17 protein-coding genes and 2 pseudogenes are annotated in these 21,451 nt (G+C 62.8%); 17 read left to right on the forward strand and 2 right to left on the reverse strand.

Annotated features, from left to right (window positions below):
* The first annotated feature begins 10 nt into the window (after window positions 1-10).
* Window positions 11-4,660, forward strand: coding sequence for a DUF6543 domain-containing protein (locus AC3WL2_RS01190; protein WP_256582555.1), 4,650 nt, complete (start codon window positions 11-13; stop codon window positions 4,658-4,660).
* A 12-nt stretch (window positions 4,661-4,672) separates the two neighbouring features.
* Here AC3WL2_RS01190 and AC3WL2_RS01195 read toward each other — a convergent pair whose 3' ends face one another.
* A complete protein-coding gene (locus AC3WL2_RS01195; RefSeq protein ID WP_102682244.1) occupies window positions 4,673-4,948 on the reverse strand; it encodes a polyhydroxyalkanoic acid system family protein in 276 nt (91 codons plus the stop codon).
* A 125-nt stretch (window positions 4,949-5,073) separates the two neighbouring features.
* Here AC3WL2_RS01195 and ubiE point away from each other — a divergent pair, with 125 nt between their 5' ends.
* From ubiE to AC3WL2_RS01260, 13 genes and pseudogenes are all read left to right on the forward strand, one after another.
* Window positions 5,074-5,844: a bifunctional demethylmenaquinone methyltransferase/2-methoxy-6-polyprenyl-1,4-benzoquinol methylase UbiE gene (ubiE, locus tag AC3WL2_RS01200; protein ID WP_102682245.1), complete on the forward strand. Its 771-nt coding sequence runs from the start codon at window positions 5,074-5,076 to the stop codon at window positions 5,842-5,844.
* Window positions 5,844-6,467, forward strand: a complete 624-nt coding sequence (locus AC3WL2_RS01205; RefSeq protein ID WP_102682246.1) for a ubiquinone biosynthesis accessory factor UbiJ — start codon at window positions 5,844-5,846, stop codon at window positions 6,465-6,467. Before ubiE ends, AC3WL2_RS01205 begins: the two co-directional genes overlap by 1 nt.
* Window positions 6,464-8,077, forward strand: coding sequence for a ubiquinone biosynthesis regulatory protein kinase UbiB (gene ubiB, locus AC3WL2_RS01210; RefSeq protein WP_102682247.1), 1,614 nt, complete (start codon window positions 6,464-6,466; stop codon window positions 8,075-8,077). The genes AC3WL2_RS01205 and ubiB overlap by 4 nt, the downstream gene beginning before the upstream one ends.
* A gap of 73 nt (window positions 8,078-8,150) precedes the next feature.
* Window positions 8,151-8,543, forward strand: coding sequence for a phosphoribosyl-AMP cyclohydrolase (gene hisI, locus AC3WL2_RS01215; RefSeq protein WP_023632585.1), 393 nt, complete (start codon window positions 8,151-8,153; stop codon window positions 8,541-8,543).
* A 1-nt stretch (window position 8,544) separates the two neighbouring features.
* Window positions 8,545-8,880, forward strand: a complete 336-nt coding sequence (locus tag AC3WL2_RS01220) for a phosphoribosyl-ATP diphosphatase (RefSeq protein WP_102682248.1) — start codon at window positions 8,545-8,547, stop codon at window positions 8,878-8,880.
* Window positions 8,881-8,957: 77 nt separating this feature from the next.
* A complete protein-coding gene (locus tag AC3WL2_RS01225) occupies window positions 8,958-9,230 on the forward strand; it encodes a twin-arginine translocase TatA/TatE family subunit (protein WP_102682249.1) in 273 nt (90 codons plus the stop codon).
* Between the two features lie 3 nt (window positions 9,231-9,233).
* On the forward strand, window positions 9,234-9,602 hold the full coding sequence (tatB, locus tag AC3WL2_RS01230) for a Sec-independent protein translocase protein TatB (protein ID WP_102682250.1): 369 nt from the start codon (window positions 9,234-9,236) through the stop codon (window positions 9,600-9,602).
* Window positions 9,599-10,390, forward strand: a complete 792-nt coding sequence (gene tatC, locus AC3WL2_RS01235; RefSeq protein WP_023632588.1) for a twin-arginine translocase subunit TatC — start codon at window positions 9,599-9,601, stop codon at window positions 10,388-10,390. The genes tatB and tatC overlap by 4 nt, the downstream gene beginning before the upstream one ends.
* Entirely contained in the window at window positions 10,387-11,094 is a 708-nt protein-coding gene (locus AC3WL2_RS01240) for a 16S rRNA (uracil(1498)-N(3))-methyltransferase (protein WP_102682251.1), read from the forward strand. The genes tatC and AC3WL2_RS01240 overlap by 4 nt, the downstream gene beginning before the upstream one ends.
* Before the next feature lie 99 nt (window positions 11,095-11,193).
* Window positions 11,194-12,255 (forward strand): annotated as a pseudogene (locus AC3WL2_RS01245) (methyl-accepting chemotaxis protein); the annotation flags it as partial.
* A gap of 141 nt (window positions 12,256-12,396) precedes the next feature.
* Complete coding sequence (locus AC3WL2_RS01250; RefSeq protein WP_404940939.1) at window positions 12,397-13,110, forward strand: methyl-accepting chemotaxis protein; 714 nt, start codon at window positions 12,397-12,399, stop codon at window positions 13,108-13,110.
* Window positions 13,111-13,265: 155 nt separating this feature from the next.
* Window positions 13,266-14,354: pseudogene (locus AC3WL2_RS01255) on the forward strand (methyl-accepting chemotaxis protein); the annotation flags it as partial.
* The gene (locus tag AC3WL2_RS01260; RefSeq protein WP_371918341.1) at window positions 14,346-15,209 is read left to right on the forward strand and encodes a methyl-accepting chemotaxis protein; all 864 of its coding nucleotides are present in this window, start codon (window positions 14,346-14,348) and stop codon (window positions 15,207-15,209) included. The pseudogene AC3WL2_RS01255 and the gene AC3WL2_RS01260, both read left to right, overlap by 9 nt.
* Window positions 15,210-15,593: 384 nt before the next feature.
* Here AC3WL2_RS01260 and AC3WL2_RS01265 read toward each other — a convergent pair.
* Window positions 15,594-16,957 (reverse strand): IS3 family transposase gene (locus AC3WL2_RS01265; RefSeq protein ID WP_102685494.1). Its coding sequence is split into 2 segments (ribosomal slippage): window positions 15,594-16,492 and window positions 16,492-16,957, totalling 1,365 coding nucleotides; the frame shifts between segments, so codons are not numbered across the junction.
* A gap of 861 nt (window positions 16,958-17,818) precedes the next feature.
* Between AC3WL2_RS01265 and AC3WL2_RS01270 the strand changes: the two genes are divergently transcribed.
* The 3 genes from AC3WL2_RS01270 (at window position 17,819) to AC3WL2_RS01280 (ending at window position 21,391) form a co-directional block, all read left to right on the forward strand.
* Window positions 17,819-18,628: a gamma-glutamyl-gamma-aminobutyrate hydrolase family protein gene (locus AC3WL2_RS01270; RefSeq protein ID WP_102685229.1), complete on the forward strand. Its 810-nt coding sequence runs from the start codon at window positions 17,819-17,821 to the stop codon at window positions 18,626-18,628.
* 399 nt (window positions 18,629-19,027) lie between these two features.
* The gene (gene kdgD, locus AC3WL2_RS01275) at window positions 19,028-19,939 is read left to right on the forward strand and encodes a 5-dehydro-4-deoxyglucarate dehydratase (protein WP_102685230.1); all 912 of its coding nucleotides are present in this window, start codon (window positions 19,028-19,030) and stop codon (window positions 19,937-19,939) included.
* Between the two features lie 102 nt (window positions 19,940-20,041).
* Window positions 20,042-21,391 carry an MFS transporter gene (locus tag AC3WL2_RS01280; protein ID WP_102685231.1) on the forward strand — a complete coding sequence of 450 codons (1,350 nt, stop codon included), beginning with the start codon at window positions 20,042-20,044 and terminating at the stop codon, window positions 21,389-21,391.
* The last annotated feature ends 60 nt before the right edge of the window (window positions 21,392-21,451 follow it).

Genomic DNA, 21,451 nt, shown 5'->3' on the forward strand with positions numbered 1-21,451 from the left:
ACGGGTAGCAATGCAATTCGCCAACCGCCCCAGCTTGCGCGAGGTCACTGCCGCTGCTGGCTTCGACGCACTTGCCGCACGCTACCCGTGGACCCGCAAGAACCACCCGCAGCTGCAATCCCTGGAGGGCTTCAGCATCCTGCCCGGCCCGGATGAAGAACAACCGACACAACCAGGCAACCTGGTCGACACATTGCTGGAGCATTTCCTCAACGGCCAGCCCATGGCCCTCAAGCCCACGGACCAGTTCAGCCTGAACCCGCCAGCCATCTTCCACCCCCAGGATGATGCGCCGACCATCCACATTCGCATGGCCGACCTGAACACGGATTACGACGATGTCCTTGCGACCCTCTGCGAAAGATTTCAGCAGGCACAGGTCAGTTTCTGGAACAGCCGCGAGGGGGACTCGGATGTGACCCGTCTGCACTGGATGCAGCAGGTGCTCAAGGCCGCACTTCTCGGCACGCTCGAGCGCCAAGGCCTGGACAGTGACCAGAAGGCCTTGCTGTACCCCATGCTCGCTCAATCCGATACGTCGGCCAACGTGCAGGGTGTGCAGGTGACACTCGGCAATCACGGCAACATGGTTGAGCTGGTAGTGCCGGACCTTCTCATTACTGGCAAAAAAGAGGCGCGCGAGGTGATCTTGTGGTGCAAACCCTCTGGCACCGTACGCGGCTTCACCGGGCTCCCGGCCTTTGCGGTAGCCCTGCGCGACGAGCTCTCCGAGCGCCATGTGTTCGACACGATGTCCTGGGCCTGCACGGCCCTGGCCGAAGACCCGTTCGGCTATCAGGCCAGGCAACTGCTCAACGCCATGCTGCAACAGATTGACCGCATGCAACTTGATGCAATCGAACAGACAAGCGATCTGGAAGAGGCCTTCAGCCTGTTGAGCGATCCTTCATCGACATTCCCGGCCTCCTTCAAGCTCGAGCAATGGACACCCGCGATCCCCCTCCCTGACTGGCTGGAAAACGCCACGCTGACGGATCGATTCCAGTACCACATGGCGTTGCTGGATCTGTCGGCGCAGCAAATGCTGAAACAGGGTGAGTCATCCCTGGACGGAATCGAAGACTTGCAGCAGTACACGGTTCGCCGCCTACGCGAGCACATGCGCAATGACCACCCGGCCGAGCCGCCTTACCACCCTGACCAGGTGCAGATCACCGTTTCGCAGGTGGTGCAGGTGTCCTCCGAGGGGCCGGCGAGGCTTGAGTACCTGAAAACCATCAGCCTGACCGAACTGGCCATTTCACGCCTGCCCTTGGGCAGCGGCCAGGTAGCTTCAGCCATCCAACTGGCCGATCAACAGGCGCTGAGCAGCTGGCTGGACCTTGACTACGTCGATGCACTGATCGCTGCCGTGGATGTCGGTGGCCAGTATCCGCCCTTTGTCCACGACCAGTTGCAAAAGGGCAACGACACCGACAAACACCGCCAGCTTTTCGCCGAAGAATGGCGTGCAGCCCTACTGCTGAGCGCACTACAGGCCAAGATCGGTGGCCAGCTGAGTGAGCGAACCTGGCAGGTCGTTGCAGACTTTTGCCACCGTAAAGCCCACGCCAGCGCATCGCTGAGCCTGGCTCCGCTGTCATTCAACAGCGTCCCGGGTGGCCCGAAGGCCAACCGGGTGCATGGCATGTTCGTCATCCATGTCCCCGCCACAGAGGCCTGGATACTCTACCGGCCCTTGAACGCCGCGCAGGCTGTCAGGCAGTTCGAAAGCCAAGGGCACCTGATGGCAGCAATCCGGACTGAGCAGCGCCTGCAGCAGGACATCCTCGCCTGGCTGGATGACGAAGCCCGCCCCATTTATGCCGATGATGGCTTCACTCATCCGCACTTGCACAGTGGCCTGACTGAACTGGCGCACTTGCTGGGGCCCGATTCCGAGCTGGCCGCCGAGGCGATCGAACGCCTGAGGGCACCGGCCACTTTGGCCTTCACTCCACCGACCGGCGACCTGGACAGGTCGATGTTTCAGGCCAGAGCCGACGTGCTTCTGTTACTGGCTTCACGCCAGAGCACCTCGAATGCCCAACAACGCTGGGCGATGGTCGTGCAATTCGCCTGGCTGGCGTTCAACACGGTCACGCCGCTGCTGCGTGGGCCTGCAGGCCTGCTCGCCTGGCTGGTGACAGCCCTGCTCAGCATCAAGGATGACCTGACAGCCTTGACCCAAGGAAGCAGCGGAGAAAAGGTGCTCGCCACCGCTGACATACTGCTGAACCTGGCCATGCTGCTGGCCCACGATTCCAGTCCAGCCCACGTCGAACCTGAGCTGGCGCTTCAGCCCAGGTCATGGCGTGGCTCCCGCGCGACCGCAAAGCAGCAACCTGAGCAAAAAACCTGGCAAGCCCCCACCGAGCACCTCAAGCCTGCAGCGCTCAACGTCGGCCAATGGGGCCGCGATCAGCGGCTCGGCAACCTGCCCCGCGACGCCCGTGCCACCCTCGACACGCTACGCGCCCATGTCAGTCTGAACGAACAAAGTGCGCTGACCACCGGCCGCATGCGCGGCCTGTACAAGGTGGATGACCGTTACTACGTAAAACTGCAAGAAGTCGCCTATGAAGTTGAGGAGAGCTGGAGGGGCATGCGCATTATTGGCCCGGACGTCACACAGAGTGACTGGTCGCAAACCTGGGGGGCGGAGCCTGACGATTACTATATTGTCGGCCGTGAACGCGGCCGCGGTCCGTGGTTGGCGCGCTGGAACGGCGAATGGATGCTGGACCTGCATATGCCAGGCGGCATGCCAAAAACAGCCAGGGCGTTGATCGATGAAAAAAAGCAGGCCTTCAAGCAGATGCAGGAACGCCGAGTGGCGAATGACCAACAACTCACCAGCACAGTAACGTTGGTCGAGCGCTGTCTTGAGCGGGTGAAACCGTATGACGAAGCACACTCGGCATTCGACCAGGCTCTGAACGATTACCCCGGCGTCGCCCCGGACGACCTGCCGGAAGGTATGCAGATACGGCGGCAGGCACTACGAGCCCTGCGCAACGAGGCACGGGACAACCTGGATGTACTGGCACGCACTTTTGAAAAACAGGCCGGGTTGATAAAGGACCAGATGCAGCTGTACGCCCGCATGAGCGACCCGAAATATGCCAGGTTCGATCCCAAGGGTGCAGCATCCTATGCCCGCGGCCAGTGGTCGGAACAGTTGTTGACCGCCGACGTGCAACAATTCCGCCGCCTGCTAGAAATGAATGACTACGACACACTCAAGAACCAGTCGCGTCAGCTTCAGCAACTGCCTTTCGGCCAGCAACAAGCAGCGCTGTATCTGGAGTACAGCAAGAACGTCGAGGCGGCCTTGGGTGTCCATAGACGCATTTTCAACGTCAGCCAACGGCTTGACCAGGACCTCAGCGAGGCTCTAGCAGATGGACAGATCCAGTTCCCGGGCAAACGCAAGGTGCTCGATCACATCATCAACACCCGACGATACTCGACACTGATCGTTCGAGCCCAGATCTTGAGCGACTTGCATCAGTTGGTGGTGAAGCGAGGCCAGCTGACCGCGGAAAACTTCGAATCCACCCTGTTATTGCAAAAGACCTTGCGCAGCAAACAACTCCACGAAGCGCTGCTGAGCCACGACAGCCTGGCCGCTGCCCGCCTGGAGCCGCAAGCGCAGAAGGAACCGCTGGAGAGCGCGCTGAGCGAATACAAACTGTCACGGAGCAATGCCGAATATTTGCTATCAGGTGATCTTCCGGCAATAGACAGCAGCAGGCTAAATGAATACATCGCTGAACTGAATGCCCTAATAACCCTGGCCGAGAATGACCTTGCCCATGTTTCTGCTGCGGCGGATACGCCGGAGGCAGTGTTCGAACCGCAATTGACGACGCACAAGGTGCGGCCAGCGAGACGCAAAATAATCCGCACCACCCACGGCAGATCACTGGTCGTCGAGCAGACCGAGGAAGGCAGTGAAGCCGTGCAGATCGATCCGCTGACAGGACAGACCATTGCGCGCTATCAGCCTGAAGGTGATCGCTGGGAAGATGTAAAGCAAAGAGCGCCAACACCTAACTACGCTCGCCTGCGCCGCACCGGCAACTACCTTTTAGATGAGCAGAATGCCAGGCTCACCCACGCCTCCCGCTATTTGAAGACCCCAAACGACCTAAGAGACCAGCTTGATTTCTACATTCAGGACATGACCAACACCGCAAAGGATTTGCGTAACGGCCCGGATCAAGGGCATTCACTCGCCACCAGGCTGGATCAGGCGATTGCCGAGGTACAGGCAGAAAAGAAACGGCTCTTGACCATCGCCTACCTTGGCACCCTGCAGCCGGATAGCAAAGCCCTGCGTTTCCTGGTGGGGGCGGGCGAAATCGAGATCAAGCTGACCCGAAGCCGCAAGAAGCTCAAGGCCAACGATTTTCTGGATGTGTATGACATTTATCGCCTGCAACCCAGGCAGAAGCTCTGGGAAGCGCATTTCCACTACACCACTGCCAATGTCGATGCCCGGCGCTTCGCCAAAGGCCATTTGAAGTTCCCGGACGCCATGAGTCGCGACGAGCGCCTGGAACGTGCATTGGCCCCGGCAGAGCGCAATGAGATCTATAGAGGTGATCTACGTCTGGAGCAGATCGACGACCTGATCCCGTTCCCCGACAACTGACAGCAGCGGGCGTCAGGCCAGCGCCTTGTCCAACGCCCGCTCGATCTCGCCCTTGATGGTGCCGCTCATCATCGACAGCATCATGCCCAGCTTGAGCTCGACGCGGATGGTGTCCTCACCGATATGCACACTGCCGTTGGCGCCGCTGCGTTTCACATCGACACGATCACCGTTCCAGCTGGCCTTGAGGTCGTACTCGCGGGTCAGCTTTTCCACCAGCGCCTGCGCCTTGGCGCGAGCGGCTTCACGGCCGAGGGAGTGTTTGCGTTCGACGCTGATCTGGGTCATGCGGGTGATCCTGGATATGAAGACATAATCGCCATTATGCCCGCCCCCTTTGCATGACACACCCCGCCAAGACAAATCCGCCCGTAGCCCCTAGAATGGCCGTAATTTTTTTCTGGTGAAGCGATATGACCGACCAGCGCAAAGGCGACCACGCCGAACCCACCACCCACTTCGGCTACCAGGACGTTCCCGAGAGCCAGAAGGCGAAGAAAGTCGCCGAGGTCTTCCACTCGGTGGCCGCCAAGTACGACCTGATGAACGACGTGCTCTCCGGCGGCATGCACCGTCTGTGGAAGCGCTTCACCATCGAGCTGTCCGGGGTGCGCAGCGGCAACCGCGTGCTGGACATCGCCGGTGGCACCGGCGACCTGGCCGCCAAGTTCTCGCGCCTGGTCGGCCCGAGCGGGCAGGTGGTGCTGGCCGATATCAACGAATCGATGCTCAAGGTCGGCCGCGACCGCCTGCTCGACCGCGGCGTGTCCGGCAATATCGAATTCGTCCAGGCCGATGCTGAAAAGCTGCCGTTCCCGGACAACCACTTCGACTGCGTGACCATCGCCTTCGGCCTGCGCAACGTGACGCACAAGGATGCGGCCATCCGCTCCATGCTGCGCGTGCTCAAGCCCGGTGGCCGCCTGTTGATCCTGGAGTTCTCCAAGCCGACCAACAAGCTGATGTCCAAGGCTTACGACGCCTACTCGTTCGCCTTCATGCCGCTGGCCGGCAAGCTCATCACCAACGACTCGGAAAGCTACCGCTACCTGGCCGAATCGATCCGCATGCACCCCGACCAGGAAACGCTCAAGAGCATGATGGTCGAGGCCGGCTTCGACCGCGTCACCTACCACAACATGACCAGCGGTATCGTCGCCGTGCACCGGGGGATCAAGCCCTGATGCTCCTGGCCGGCCTGCTCGCCAGCGTCGAGCACGGGCTCAACCGTGTCCTGCGCCTGGACAGCACCGCCCTCCCGCGCCTGGCGGCGCTGGAAGGCAAGGTGATCGAGATCGACTGCGTGCAGCCGGCCCTGAAGCTGTTCGTGCTGCCCGACGAGGAAGGCCTGATGCTTGCCGCCCATTGGGAAAGCGAGGTCGACTGCACCCTGCGCGCCCCCGCCGGGCGCCTGGCGCAGTTGGCGCTGGCCAAAGACAAGACCGCGGTACTGCACAGCCCCCAGGTCGAGCTGCATGGCGACAGCGCCGTGCTGCTCGACCTGTTCGGCATCCTGCAGGACCTGGAACTGGACTGGGAACACGAGTTGCAGCGTTGGCTGGGGCCGGTGCCCACCGCGCTGCTCGCCGGCCACCTGCGCCTGCGCGCGCGCTGGACCCGCCAGGGCCTGGCCCGCTTCGGCGAGAATCTGTCCGAGTACCTGGCCGAGGAATCGCGTACCCTGGTCGGCAAACGCGAAGCCGAAGCGGCATTCAGCGAACTCGATACGCTGAAGGTCGATATCGAACGCCTCGAGGCACGCCTGCGCCGCCTCGCCCACACTCTTGATACCAGCGATAACGCATGAAGCTGCTCGCCGTCCGCCGTCTGTTGCGCATCCAGCGCGTCGTGATCCGCTACCGCCTCGATGACCTGCTGTTCGAACAACCCCTGCTGCCCTGGTGGCTGGCCAGCCTGCGCCTGCTGATGCCGTGGCGCTGGTTGCCGCGCAAGCCCCTGGAGCTGAGCCGCGGCGCACGCCTGCGCCTGGCGCTGCAGGACCTGGGGCCGATCTTCATCAAGTTCGGCCAGTTGCTCTCCACCCGCCGCGACCTGCTGCCCACCGACATCGCCGACGAGCTGATGCTGCTGCAGGACCGCGTGCCACCCTTCGACCCGCAGCACGCCGTGGCGCTGATCGAAGCACAGCTCGGTGCCAAGGTGGGCGAGGTGTTCAGCCGTTTCGACGTTGAGCCGCTGGCCTCGGCTTCGGTGGCCCAGGTACACGCCGCACGCCTGAAGAGCGGTGAGGAAGTGGTGGTCAAGGTGGTGCGCCCAGGCCTGAAACCGGTCATCGCCCAGGACCTGGCCTGGCTGTTCCTGATCGCCAAGGCCGCCGAGCGCGCCTCGGCCGATGCCCGTCGCCTGCACCCGGTGGAAATCGTCGGCGACTACGAAAAGACCATCTACGACGAGCTCGACCTGCTGCGCGAGGCCGCCAACGCCAGCCAGCTGCGGCGCAACTTCGAAGGCTCCGAGCTGATGTACGTACCCCAGGTCTACTGGGACCTGTGCCGGCCCAAGGTGCTGGTGATGGAGCGTATCTATGGCGTGCCGGTCACCGACATGGCGACGCTCGCCGACCAGCGCACCGATATGAAGATGCTGGCCGAGCGCGGCGTCGAGGTGTTCTTCACCCAAGTGTTCCGCGACAGCTTCTTCCATGCCGACATGCACCCCGGCAACATCTTCGTCAGCACGGTCAAGCCGTGGAGCCCGCAATACATCGCCATCGACTGCGGTATCGTCGGCAGCCTCACTGCCGAGGACCAGGACTACCTGGCCCGCAACCTGATCGCCTTCTTCAAGCGCGACTACCGCCGCGTGGCCCAGCTGCATATCGATTCGGGCTGGGTACCGGCGCAGACCAAGGTCAACGAGTTCGAAGCGGCGATCCGCACCGTGTGCGAGCCGATCTTCGAAAAGCCGCTCAAGGACATCTCCTTCGGCCAGGTGCTGATGCGCCTGTTCCAGACGGCCCGACGCTTCAACATGGAGGTCCAGCCACAGCTGGTATTGCTGCAGAAGACCCTGCTCAATATCGAAGGCCTGGGCCGCCAGCTCTACCCCGACCTGGACCTGTGGAGCACCGCCAAGCCCTTCCTCGAACGCTGGATGCGCGAGCGCATGAGCCCGAAAGCGGTAATCGGCAACCTCTACAGCCAGGCCGAGCAACTGCCGCACCTGGCCGACATGACCCGCGACCTGCTCGAACGCCTGTCGCAACCGCACCTGCACGACCCACAACTGCCCGAGCGCCGCCGCGCCGGCGACAACTGGGCGCTGCGCCTGCTTGGCGCCGGGCTGCTCGGCGGTGGCGCCACCCTGGCGGCCGGCGCGGTCAGCCTCAGCGCCCCGGCCGCTTGGCCTGCGTGGTTGATGCTGGCAGCGGGCCTGTACCTGATCGTGCGCCGATAGCCAGCCGCGCCGCCGGCTGGCACACTAGCGCACAGGGGCCCGGTACGGGAGCGGGCCCGGTTTGGAGTCGACGATGAAAGACTGGCTGGACGAGATCAAGTGGAACAGCGATGGCCTGGTACCGGCGATCGCCCAGGACCACAAGACCGGGCGCGTGCTGATGATGGCCTGGATGAACCGTGAATCCCTCGCCCTGACCGCCGCCGAGCATCGCGCCATCTATTGGTCGCGCTCGCGAGGCAAGCTGTGGCGCAAGGGCGAAGAGTCGGGCCATGTGCAGAAGCTGCACGAAATGCGCCTGGACTGCGACGCCGACGTGATCATCCTGATGGTCGAGCAACTGGGCCATATCGCCTGCCATACCGGCCGCGAAAGCTGCTTCTATCGCGTGTTCGAAGACGGCCAGTGGAAAATCGTCGATCCGGTCCTCAAGGATCCGGACGCCATCTATAGCGCAGGGCATTGACATGAGCGACACGCTAGACCGCCTCGCCGAGGTGCTGGAAGAACGCAAGCACGCGGCGCCCGACAGCAGCTACGTGGCCAGCCTGCATCACAAGGGCCTGAACAAGATCCTCGAGAAGCTCGGCGAAGAGTCCATCGAGACCATCATCGCCGCCAAGGATGCCGCCATCAGCAAGGATTACAGCGATGTCATCTACGAGACCGCGGACCTGTGGTTTCATAGCCTGGTCATGCTCAGCGCGCTGGGCCAGCATCCGCAGGCGGTGCTGGACGAACTGGAGCGCCGCTTCGGCCTTTCCGGCCATGACGAGAAGGCCGCCCGTCAGCCCCAGGCCTGACCGCGCGTATTTTTAGGAGCGGGCTTGCCCCGCGATAGCGCCGGTTCCGGCTGACATACATTTTTCAGGAGTACGAAATGGGTATTTTTGACTGGAAACACTGGATCGTCCTGCTGGTCGTCGTGGTGCTGGTGTTCGGCACCAAGAAACTGAAGAACTTCGGCAGCGACCTGGGCGAATCGATCAAGGGCTTCCGCAAGGCCATGAACGAAGAAGAAGCCAAGCCGGCCGAGCAGGCCCCACCGCCGGCGCAGCCCGTTCCGCCTGTGCAGAACACCGCGCAGCAGGCCCAGGGCCACACCATCGAGGGCCAGGCCCAGCCGGTTCAAGAGCCGCAGCGGAAAGACTGACCCATGTTCGGTATCAGTTTCAGCGAGCTGCTGCTCGTCGGCCTGGTCGCCCTGCTGGTGCTCGGCCCTGAGCGCCTGCCGGGAGCCGCGCGCACTGCCGGGCTGTGGATCGGTCGCCTCAAGCGCAGCTTCAACGCGATCAAGATGGAAGTCGAGCGCGAGATCGGCGCCGACGACATCCGCCGCCAGCTGCACAACGAGCACATCCTGCAGATGGAGCAGGAGGCCAAGCGCATCCTCAATCCGCTGACGCCGCCCACACAGCCGCCAGCAAACGCTGAAACGCCCGCCACGCCTGCCGCCGACGCAGCGCCCGCGCAGCCGGCCGCAGCCCCACCCTCCGAACCGCCACAACCGCCGCGAGCCCCATGAGCGAGAATCCGGAAACCGACCAGCCGATGCCGCTGGTCTCGCACCTGACCGAGCTGCGCACCCGCCTGCTGCGCTGCGTCGCCGCCATCTTCCTGATCTTCGCCGGGCTGTTCTCCTTCGCCCAGCAGATCTACACCCTGGTCTCGGCGCCGCTGCGCGAGCACTTGCCGGCCAACGCGACGATGATCGCCACCGATGTGGCCTCGCCGTTCCTGACGCCGTTCAAGCTGACCATGATCGTCTCGCTGTTCCTGGCAATCCCGTTCATCCTCCAACAGATCTGGGGTTTCATTGCCCCCGGCCTGTACCGCCATGAAAAGCGCATCGCCATCCCGCTGTTGGTGTCGAGCATCTTCCTGTTCTACGCCGGCATGGCCTTCGCCTATTTCCTGGTGTTCCCGCTGATCTTCGGCTTCTTCGCCAGCGCCACGCCCGAAGGCGTGTCGATGATGACCGACATTTCCAGCTATCTCGACTTCGTCATGACCCTGTTCTTCGCCTTCGGGGTCGCCTTCGAAATCCCCGTGGCGGTAGTGCTGCTGGTGTGGATTGGCGTGGTCGACGTGCAGTACCTGAAGAAGATCCGCCCGTACGTGATCATCGGCTGCTTCGTGGTCGGCATGATCCTCACCCCACCGGACATCTTCTCCCAGACCCTCCTGGCCGTGCCGATGTGGATGCTGTTCGAGGTCGGCGTGCTGTGCGGCAGCCTGATCCGCAAGCGCAGCCACGCCCATGAAGAAACCGGCAACGACCACAACGACCAGCCGCCTGCGACCCAACCGTGAATCTGTTGCTCCTTGAAGAGGCCGACTTCGTGTCGGCCGACCGTGTTGTCCTGGCCGATCGCCGCTTCACCCACATGCAGGAGATCCATCGCGTGGCGGTGGGCGACAGCCTGCGCGTGGGTCGCGTAAACGGCTTGATGGGCAAGGCCGAGGTCGTGCGCCTCGAGCATCACGAAGCCGAACTGCAGGTGACTTTCGACCAGACACCACCGGCCAAACTGCCGCTTACCCTGGTGCTGGCCGTGCCGCGCCCGAAGATGCTGCGCCGGCTGTTCCAGACGGTCGCCACCCTGGGCGTGCCGCGGCTGATCCTGGTCAATAGCTACAAGGTTGAGAAAAGCTTCTGGCAGACGCCATTCCTCAACCCCGAGAGCATTCGCGAGAACCTCATCCTCGGGCTCGAGCAGGCCCGCGACACCGTGTTGCCCGAGGTCATCATCGAGAAGCGCTTCAAGCCGTTCGTCGACGACCGCCTGCCCGCCATCGCCGCCGGCACTCTCGGCCTGGTCGGGCATCCCGGCCCCTACCTCGCTTGCCCACGAGCCGTTGAAGGCCCGGTGACGCTTGCGATCGGCCCGGAGGGCGGCTGGATCCCCTATGAAGTCGAGCTGCTGGGCAAGGCTGGCCTGGAGCCTGTGCAATTGGGGGATAGGATCCTACGTGTGGAGACGGCTGTAACAGCGTTGCTTTCGCGAATTTTCTGACAGAGCGGTCAGCTTTTTCCCATCAAGTTTCCCCGCCGTGCGCCGATGCCCTATGCAACAAAACAATAATCCGCACTGCCACGCGCCGGGGAGTCGTCTATGTACCGTTGGTTTGCCCAGTCATTGGGAAATGTAAGCGTCAATCGCAAGTTGGGGATCGGCTTCGGCCTGGTGCTGCTGCTCACCCTGGGCATCACCTTCACCGGTTGGCTGGGCATCGACAGCGTCACCAGCCGTGGCGACAAGCTCGGCAACATCTCGGTGATCCACCAGTACACCCAGGACCTGCGTCTCGCCCGCCTGGCCTACGAGCGCAGCCGTGATGACGCTTCCGTGGCCGAGCTGGAGAAGGCCCTGGCCAATCTTGAGCGCCAAGTACAGCTCATGATCGGCCAGATCGAACTGCCCGCCGACCGCCAGCGTCTGGACAAGCAACAGGACGCCGTACGCCAATACCAGCAAGCCTTCGCCGAGCTCAGGCAGGCCGGCCAGCGCCGCGAGGCCAGCCGCGGCACCCTGGGCGACAGCGCCGACAAGGCCGCCGACCTGATCGGCAAGGTCCAGCAGCGCCTGTTGCAGGGCGGGGATATCCAGCAGTACCAGGAAGCTGTGCAGGTCGCGGCGCTGCTGCAGCAGGCGCGCTTCCAGGTACGCGGCTACACCTACAGCGGCAAGGCCGAATTCCAGCAGACCGCGCTCACTGCCATCGACCAGGCCCTGACCGTGCTCAAGGCCCTGCCCGCCAGGCTCCCGGCCGAGTTCGCCGCCAGCCTGGACGACGCCGCCAGCGCGCTGGCCGCCTACCGCGACGCGGTGAACCAGTTCGGCAATGCCCAGGCCGCCAGCGAGCAAGCGTTGACGCGCATGTCCGCACAGGGCCAGGTGCTGCTGGACGCCAGCCAGGCAATGACCGTTTCGCAAACAACCGTGCGCGATCAGGGCACCCAGCAGGCCAAGACCCTGCTGGCCGGTGCCACGGCGCTGGCCTTGCTGCTGGGCGTGCTCGCCGCGTTCGCCATTACCCGGCAGATCATCGTGCCCCTGCGCCAGACCCTCGCCGCCGCAGAACGCGTGGCCGGTGGCGACCTGCGCCAGGACCTCAAGGCCGACCGGCGCGACGAGCTGGGCCAATTGCAGGCCAGCATGCAGCGCATGACCCAGAGCCTGCGCGAACTGATCGGCGGCATCGGCGACGGCGTGACGCAAATCGCCAGTGCTGCCGAGGAACTGTCGGCGGTCACCGAGCAGACCAGCGCCGGAGTCAACAACCAGAAAGTCGAGACCGACCAGGTCGCCACCGCCATGAACGAGATGGCCGCCACCGTCCAGGAAGTGGCGCGCAACGCCGAACAGGCCTCGGAAGCGGCGCTGATGGCCGACCAGCAGGCCCGCGAGGGTGACAAGGTGGTGGGCGAGGCGATCAGTCAGATCGAGCGCCTGGCCAGCGAAGTGGTCAACTCCAGCGAAGCGATGAACCAGCTCAAGGCCGAGAGCGACAAGATCGGCAGTGTGCTCGATGTGATCAAGTCGGTGGCCCAGCAGACCAACCTGCTGGCGCTCAACGCAGCCATCGAAGCGGCCCGTGCGGGCGAGGCAGGCCGTGGCTTCGCCGTGGTCGCCGACGAAGTGCGCAGCCTGGCCCAGCGCACCCAGCAGTCCACCGAAGAGATCGAGGAGCTGATTGCCAGCCTGCAAAACGGCACCGAGCGCGTGGCCGGTGTCATGGACAGCAGCCGCGCCCTCACCGACAGCAGCGTGGAACTGACGCGCCGCGCCGGTGATTCGCTGGGCACCATCACCCGCACCGTGTCGTCGATCCAGTCGATGAACCAGCAGATCGCCACCGCCGCCGAGCAACAGAGCGCCGTGGCCGAGGAGATCAACCGCAGCGTGATGAACGTGCGCGATATCTCCGACCAGACCTCCGCGGCCAGCGAGGAGACGGCAAGTTCCAGCGTCGAGCTGGCGCGCCTGGGGACTCACCTGCAGGGTCTGGTAGGACGTTTCAGGCTCTAGACTGCGGTTTGCGGGCTGTAGGTTTTGCCCTTCAGCCCGCAAGGACTTTTCCTACCCTATTTACAGGTCCAGTCCGACGGACTCCCTGCCGATGAGCAAGGGTCATAGCGGCAACATAGCGCTATGGCCATTTCTCAATTGGACGGAGACCTGCCATGTTCGGATACCTTGATCGTCAGCTCGGCAACCTCGGCGTCGGGCTCAAGCTCGCCCTCGGTTTCGCCGTGGTGCTGCTGCTCACCCTGGCCACCACGCTCAGCGGCTGGCGCGCCCTGGACGGCGCCATCCAGCGCTCGGAGCAGCTCGGCGACATCGGTCAACTCAACGACCTGACCCGTGACCTGCGTGCCGAGCGCATCACTTACCGGGTGCTTGCCGACGACGTCAGCAAGGCCCGCATCGCGACCATCCTGGAGCAGTTGCACGACCGCCTGACCCTGCTGCAACAACGCAGCGGCGTCGATTCGTCGCGGCAGATGCTGAACCAGAAACTGCAGCTGCTGCAGCGCCTGAAGGCCGACTTCGCCATCCTGCAAGGCACCGTGGACAGCCGCGAAGGCTTGCGTGCGGCGATGCAGGCGCAGGCAGGCGTGCTCGAAGCCGTGATCGACGAACTGCAGACCCAGGCCTTGCTCAAGCTGCCCGGCGATGGCCAGCAAGGCAGCGTAGTCGGGCTTATGGATACCCTGGGCCGCCATATCGAGTCCGCCAGCCAGCAAAGCCAGGTGCCGGCCTATACCTACTCGCCCCAGGACAGTTTCGCCAGCATGGGCGATGCCGCGCTGCAGGCGGCGAACGTCAGCCTGGGGCAGTTGCTACGGGCCATTGCCCCACTGGAACTGCCCGCCACATTGACCCAGCGGCCACAGGTGGAGTTGGACCGCTACCGCGACACCCTGCGCCAATACCGCGAGGCCGCGCTCAAGGTTGAGCAATTGCAGGACGGCATGGAGAAAATGGGCGACGAACTGCAGGCCGTGAGCCTTGAACTGAGCGAGCGCAAGGTCGAACAGCGCGACAACGAGGCCCTGGCCGACCGTTCGTTGCTGACCAGCGTGGCCGTGTTGGCGCTGGTGTTCGGCATCCTGGCCGCCTGGCTGATCACCCGGCAGGTCACCCTACCTCTGCGCCAGGTGCTGTCCCAGGCCGCGCGCATCGCCCGTGGCGATCTCAGCCAGGTACAGACGGTGCACCGCCGTGACGAGATGGGCCAGCTGCAAACCAGCATGCGCGAGATGACCTTGAGCCTGCGCGAGCTGCTCGGCGGCATCGATCAGGGCGTCGGCCAGTTGTCCAAGGCAGCGGCAGAGCTGGCCTGCGCCAGCGTGGATACGCGCGAGCGCATCAGCCAGCAGCGCGAAGAGACCGATCAGGTGGCCACGGCCATGAACCAGATGAGCGCCACGGTACAGGAAGTCGCGCAGAACGCCGAACAAGCCTCGCTAGCGGCAACCACCGCCGATCATCAGGCACAGCTGGGCGATCAGGTGGTGGCTGAAGCCATCGCCCGCATCGAGCAACTGGCAAGCCAGATGGACCGCTGCCTCACCGCGATGGGCCACCTGGCCGGTGAAAGCCAGCGCATCGGATCGATTCTAGATGTGATCAAGTCGGTTTCCGAGCAGACCAACCTCCTGGCGCTCAACGCCGCCATCGAAGCAGCCCGGGCGGGGGAAGCCGGGCGTGGCTTCGCCGTGGTGGCCGACGAAGTGCGCGGCCTGGCCCAACGCACGCAGCAGTCGACCGAGGAAATCGAGCTGCTGATCGACAGCCTGCACCGTGGTACCGACGAGGTCACCGGCCTGCTCGACGACAGCAAGAGCCTGACCGGGCAGAGTGTCGAGCTCAGCCGCAAGGCGGGTGCCGCGCTGGGGCAGATCACCGAAACGGTATCGAGCATCCAGGGCATGAACCAACAGATCGCCACGGCCAGCGAGCAACAGAGCGTGGTTGCCGAGCAGATCAACCGCAGCGTGATCAATGTACGTGATGTGTCGGACCAGACCAGTGCAGCCAGTGAGCAGACCGCTGCTTCAAGCGGGGAACTGGAGCACTTGGGGCAGCAGTTGCGGGGCATGGTGGGGCGGTTCAGCCTTTAGGCCTTCCGGCCGTGCGTTCAAATCTCCAGCCCCGGGCTTTGGCTTTGGCTTTGGCTTTGGCTTTGGCTTTGGCGATCAGAAGGTTCCCCCACAGCCCACTAGCGACAGCTGCGTCAGCCCAGGCGCCGCCCGTAACTTCGCGACTTCAGGAGGCCGAACGCAGGTCTTGCGGAGGGAGGTGACGGGCATGGATGCCCGTCAAGCGCTGCGCCCCAGGATGGGGCGTTCAGCGCGGTCCTCCCGGGAGCAAGGCCGGAGTGAGGGAACCCGGAGCGAAGCGTAGGGCCGGATGAATGGAGCGCAGCGTTTTTTGGTTACTTTTTGTCGCGTTTGACAAAAAGTGACTCGCCGGTGAACTGACCCCCGAAAGTTGGACAGGTAATGCTATGCGGCCAGCGCTTGGGTTCGGAATTCTACCGGACTCAAGCCATTCAGTCTGAGACTGATGCGTTCTTGGTTGTAGTAGGCGATGTAATCCTCCAGCCCTGATGCCAGTTGCTCAATACTCTCAAACGATTCCAGGTAGAAAAACTCGCTCTTGAGCGTGCCGAAAAAGCTTTCCATGGCGGCGTTGTCCAGGCAATTGCCCTTACGCGACATGCTCTGCTCGATATTCTTCCCAGCCAGCATATGCCGGTAAGTTGGCTGTTGATACTGCCAGCCTTGATCGGAATGCAGTACCGGTTTGTCACCTGGATTCAACCGCTCGAAGGCTTGCTCCAGCATTGTCGAAACCATCTTGAACTCAGGACGCCGGTTGATCTGATAAGCAAGGATCTCGCCGTTGTACAGGTCCATCACAGGTGAGAGAAACAGCTTCTGCCCCTTTACCTTGAACTCTGTCACGTCGGTTGCCCATTTCTGATTGGGGGCTTCTGCCTTGAATTTGCGTTTGAGTAGATCAGATGCAACAACCCCCTCGGAGCCTCGGTACGAGCGATATTTCTTAACTTTTACCAGAGATTTGAGGTCCATTAACTGCATCAGTCGCTGCACCTTCTTGTGGTTGACCACCTCGCCATTGTGCCCGAGGGCCGCAGTGATGCGACGATAGCCGTACCGCCCCTTATGTCCGTGATAGAGGCTGTTGATGCGCTCTTTGAGAGCAGCATGCTTGTCAGCCACCAGCACTTTGCTTTGGTAATAAAAGGTACTGCGTGCCAGCCCTGCAGCACGTAGCAGCAGAGCAAGTCGATGCCCGTGCCTCAATCCTTGGATAGCCTGCGTTTTCTTGCCTGCGCAGTTCGAGGGTCCGCTTGGATTAAGGCATCGAGCTTTTTTAGATAAGCATTCTCCGCGCGCAGGTATTCCAGCTCTTCGAGCATTTGCTTTGGTGTCAGCTCGCTGTCCGCTGGAGTGGGCGGGCTTGTGCTGGACTGTTTTGATGGCTTGCGGGGCATGCTGAACTCTCGGGTACGGCGCGGGTGAAGGGCTTCTACTCCGCCTGTATCGTACAACCTTTTCCATTGCCTGATGCTACTCGGGCCGCGGATATCAAACTGCACGCAAGCTTGCTGAGCAGATAGTCCGTCTTGCTCAATGCACTGCAAAACCTTCAATTTGAACTGCGCGTCGTAGTGGCTGTACTTAGCAATCAAACCGGCTGCACCGTGTTGCTCGTAGCCCTTTACCCAGCGGCGTAACAGCGATGGACTCAGGTCATGCTTGAGCGCCACCTCATGAACACTGCGGGCAGAAAGGCACTCTTCGATGAGTGCCTGCTTGAGTGCCAGGTTGTATTTCGTCATGGAACACCCTCCGGTTGGGGATCAGGTGTCCAACTTTCGGGGGTCAGTTCACGGGTGGCGAAAGGGTGACTATTCGTCATTATAGCAAATGAATGCGCTTACAACTGTAAAAACCCACACCAATCGCATTTGACTTTGACTTTGACTTTGACTTTGACTTTGACTTTGACTTTGACTTTGACTTACACAGCGTATGTTTTGAAAGTTATATGCGCATTCATTCGCCATGTCGACGCACAGTCACCTTTTCGCCTTTACGGCGACCTCCTTTTCTCTTGGGAAAAGGAGGCAAAACCGTTCGGCTCCGTTCATCCGGCCCCTACGCTTCGCTCCGGGGTCCCCTCACTCCGGGCTCGCTCCGGGAGGACGCGCCGACGGGCCATCCATGGCCTGATCGGCGCTTGACGGGCATCCATGCCCGTCACCTCCCTGCGCAAGCCCTCCGTTCGGCCTCCTGAAGTCGCAATTTGTGTCGCCTGAACTATCGCGCGCTTAGAAGCAACAGCAAGGGCAAAGGCAAAAGCTGGGCTGGGCTGGGCTGAGCGTAATGATCTTGCGGAGCATGCCTGCATGACATTGCATTGGTGCAAAGAGCCGACTGCGTCGTTAAATATTATTGACCTCGCTTGCGCCAAACCCTTGTCACTCAAGGCTCCGACGGCCTACAGCCCCCGTAAAATGGCGGCTTGAGGCTTCGTCACTCGTTTGACATATCGAACGGCTCTGGCAAGCTATGAGTCAGGCCCCGACCGACATCGCCTGCAGGGCGAGCCGGCAGTGCTCGGGGCTTCAGGCAGCACTCAAGGCCCCGGCCGTGCGCCTGCACAACAACGACAGGCATGCCCTGTCTCAAGGTGACATATGTCCAACAGCAACATTGGCAACAAGCAACCTTCCCTGCGCAAACCCGTCGTCCTGATGACCATGGGCAGCCAAGAGCGCAAAGGCCATGACTATCAGGTCATGACCCACAAATACATCTCCCCGCTGGTCGAGTTCGCCGGTTGTGTCCCGGTCCTGGTGCCCACCTGCTGCGGCGTCGAAGACCTCGAGACCTACCTGGACATGGCCGACGGCGTGTACCTGACCGGTGCCGGCAGCAACATCGACCCGGCCCTCTACGGCCAGGACAACCAGACGCCCGGCAAGGGCCAGGACAAGGACCGCGATCTGTTCGACATCCCGCTGGTCAAGGCGGCGATCAAGCGTGGCCTGCCGATCTTCGGCATCTGCCGCGGCATGCAGGAAATCAACGTGGCCCTCGGTGGCGACATCTACCAGAAGGTCTACGCCGAGCCAGGCTTCAACGACCACCGGGAAAACCCGGAAGATCCGGTCGAGGTCCAGTACGCCCAGGTGCACGGCGTCAAGATCAAGCCGGGCAGCTGGCTGCGCGACACCCTGGGCAGCGACGAAATTCGCGTCAACTCGCTGCACGGCCAGGGCCTGCGCAACCTGGGTGCCGGCATCGAGCCGATCGCCCATGCCGAGGATGGCCTGGTCGAGGCGATCCACGCCCCGAGCATCTCGCCCTTCCTGTTCGCGGTGCAGTGGCACCCGGAGTGGCAGGCGGCGAAGAACCCCGACTCGATCAAGATGTTCCAGGCCTTCGGCGACGCCTGCCGCGCCCAGGTCCGCAAGTCCCAGGTCAAGCGCAACCAGGCCGCCTGACCCTCTGAAGCTTCGTTAGCTTTGATCGCGGGGCGGCGCAAGGTCGCCCCCGTTTCCCACGGTCACCCTCTGCTGGTCCCAGAACACCTCCCGTGGAAGCGGGCGGCGGGCTTGTGCCTGTCTCCGCGATCTTTTTTCCTCTCCCCCTCATAGAGATACGATGACTCATAAGGTCTCGTGTCGTCTTGCCGCCCCTATCGCAGCGCAAGCCCGCTCCCCCAGTCCGGCAGAGCTGTCACGCCATGACTATAGGCGCGGTCTGGCCAAGCGCTGAGGCCAGATCTGATCACTACCCCGCAGAAAATCCATGGACAGGGCTAGTCACAGAACAAGTTGTACGATAACTTACCTCTCACCTTGGTACCTCCTCCTTCCAAGCGCCACAGGATGCCTACAACAATGAATCCACAAGAACTGCAATCCATCCTCTCCCACGGCCTGCTGTCGTTCCCTGTCACCGACTTCGACGCGGCCGGCGACTTCAACCCCGCAGGCTATGTCAAACGCCTGGAATGGCTCGCCCCGTATGGCGCCAGCGCGCTGTTCGCCGCCGGTGGCACTGGCGAGTTCTTCTCCCTGGCCGCCAGCGAGTACAGCCAGGTGATCAAGACCGCCGTCGACACCTGCGCCACCTCGGTACCGATCCTCGCTGGCGTCGGCGGCTCGACCCGCCAGGCCATCGAATACGCCAAAGAGGCTGAACGCCTGGGCGCCAAGGGCCTGCTGCTGCTGCCCCACTACCTCACCGAAGCCAGCCAGGACGGCGTCGCCGCCCATGTCGAGGCGGTGTGCAAGGCGGTGAACATCGGCGTGGTGGTCTACAACCGCAACGTCTGCCGGCTGAACGCCGACCTGCTGGAACGCCTGGCCGAGCGTTGCCCGAACCTGATCGGCTACAAGGACGGCCTGGGCGACATCGAGCTGATGGTGTCGATTCGTCGCCGCCTGGGCGATCGTTTCAGCTACCTGGGTGGCCTGCCCACCGCCGAGGTGTATGCTGCGGCGTACAAGGCGCTCGGCGTGCCGGTGTATTCGTCGGCGGTGTTCAACTTCGTGCCCAAGACCGCGATGGACTTCTACCACGCCATCGCCCGCGACGATCACGCCACCGTGGCCAAGCTGATCGACGACTTCTTCCTGCCGTACCTGGACATCCGCAACCGCAAGGCCGGTTACGCCGTGAGCATCGTCAAGGCCGGGGCGAAGCTCGCCGGTTATGACGCGGGCCTCGTGCGCACGCCGCTGACCGACCTCACCGCGCAGGAGTACGAGATGCTCGCCGCGCTGATGGACAAGATGGGCCCGCAATAAGCGAGCACCCCGCGGCCTGCCAAAGCCGCCGCCGGAGCAGGGACGCCCCGCTCCGGCCTACAACCAATCCCCGTATAAAAATAACGAGTGGGAGTAACCAGCATGCAAGCGACGCAAAAGACGCATGTACGCTACCTGATCCTGTTGATGCTGTTCCTGGTGACCACCATCAACTACGCCGACCGCGCCACCATCGCCATCGCCGGCTCCAGCCTGCAGAAAGACCTGGGCATCGACGCGGTCACCCTCGGCTACATCTTCTCCGCCTTCGGCTGGGCCTACGTGGCCGGGCAGATCCCCGGCGGCTGGCTGCTCGACCGCTTCGGCTCGAAGAACGTCTACGCCTTCAGCATCTTCACCTGGTCGCTGTTCACCCTGCTGCAGGGCTTCGTCGGCGGGCTGCCGGTGGCCTGGGCGGTGGTCACGCTGTTCACCCTGCGCTTCCTGGTGGGTTTCGCCGAAGCGCCGTCGTTCCCCGGCAACGCGCGGATCGTCGCGGCCTGGTTCCCCACCCAGGAGCGCGGTACCGCCTCGGCGATCTTCAACTCGGCGCAGTACTTCGCCACCGCGCTGTTCGCCCCGATCATGGGCTGGATCGTCTTCACCTTCGGCTGGGAACATGTGTTCGTGGTCATGGGCGTACTGGGTATCGTGTTCTCGGCGGTGTGGATGAAGACCCTCTACAACCCGCGCCAGCACCCACGCATCAGCAGCAGTGAGCTCGAGCACATCGAACAGAACGGCGGCCTGGTGGACATGGACCAGAAGCGCGGCGGCGACGGCCCGAAATGGGGCTACATCAAGCAGCTGCTGACCAGCCGCATGCTGCTGGGCGTTTACCTCGGCCAGTACTGCATCAACGCCATCACCTACTTCTTCCTCACCTGGTTCCCGGTGTACCTGGTGCAGGAGCGCGGCATGACCATCCTCAAGGCCGGCTTCATCGCTTCGTTGCCGGCGGTATGCGGCTTCATCGGCGGGGTGCTCGGCGGGGTGCTGTCGGACTGGCTGCTTCGCCGCGGTAACTCGTTGACCTTCTCGCGCAAGCTGCCGATCGTCTGCGGCCTGCTGCTGTCTACCACCATGGTCTTCTGCAACTACGTCGAGGCCGAGTGGATGGTGGTCGGCTTCATGACCCTGGCGTTCTTCGGCAAGGGCATCGGCGCCCTGGGCTGGGCGGTGGTCGCCGACACCTCGCCCAAGCAGATCGCCGGCCTGTCGGGCGGGCTGTTCAACACCTTCGGCAACATCGCCTCGATCACCACACCGATCGTCATCGGCTACATCATCAGCGCCACCGGTTCGTTCAAATGGGCCCTGGTGTATGTGGGCGCCAACGCCCTGGTGGCAGTGTTCAGCTACCTGGTGATCGTCGGCCCGATCAAGCGCATCGAGCTCAAGGAGCCGCCCAAGCGCGAACCTGCGCCCGACGCCGAACTGGCCCGCCAGTAAGCCGGACACGTCGGCGCCCAACGGCGCCGGCGACAGCACCACGCCTGAGAGACAAGACAA

Source organism: Pseudomonas sp. FW305-96 (assembly GCF_058783825.1).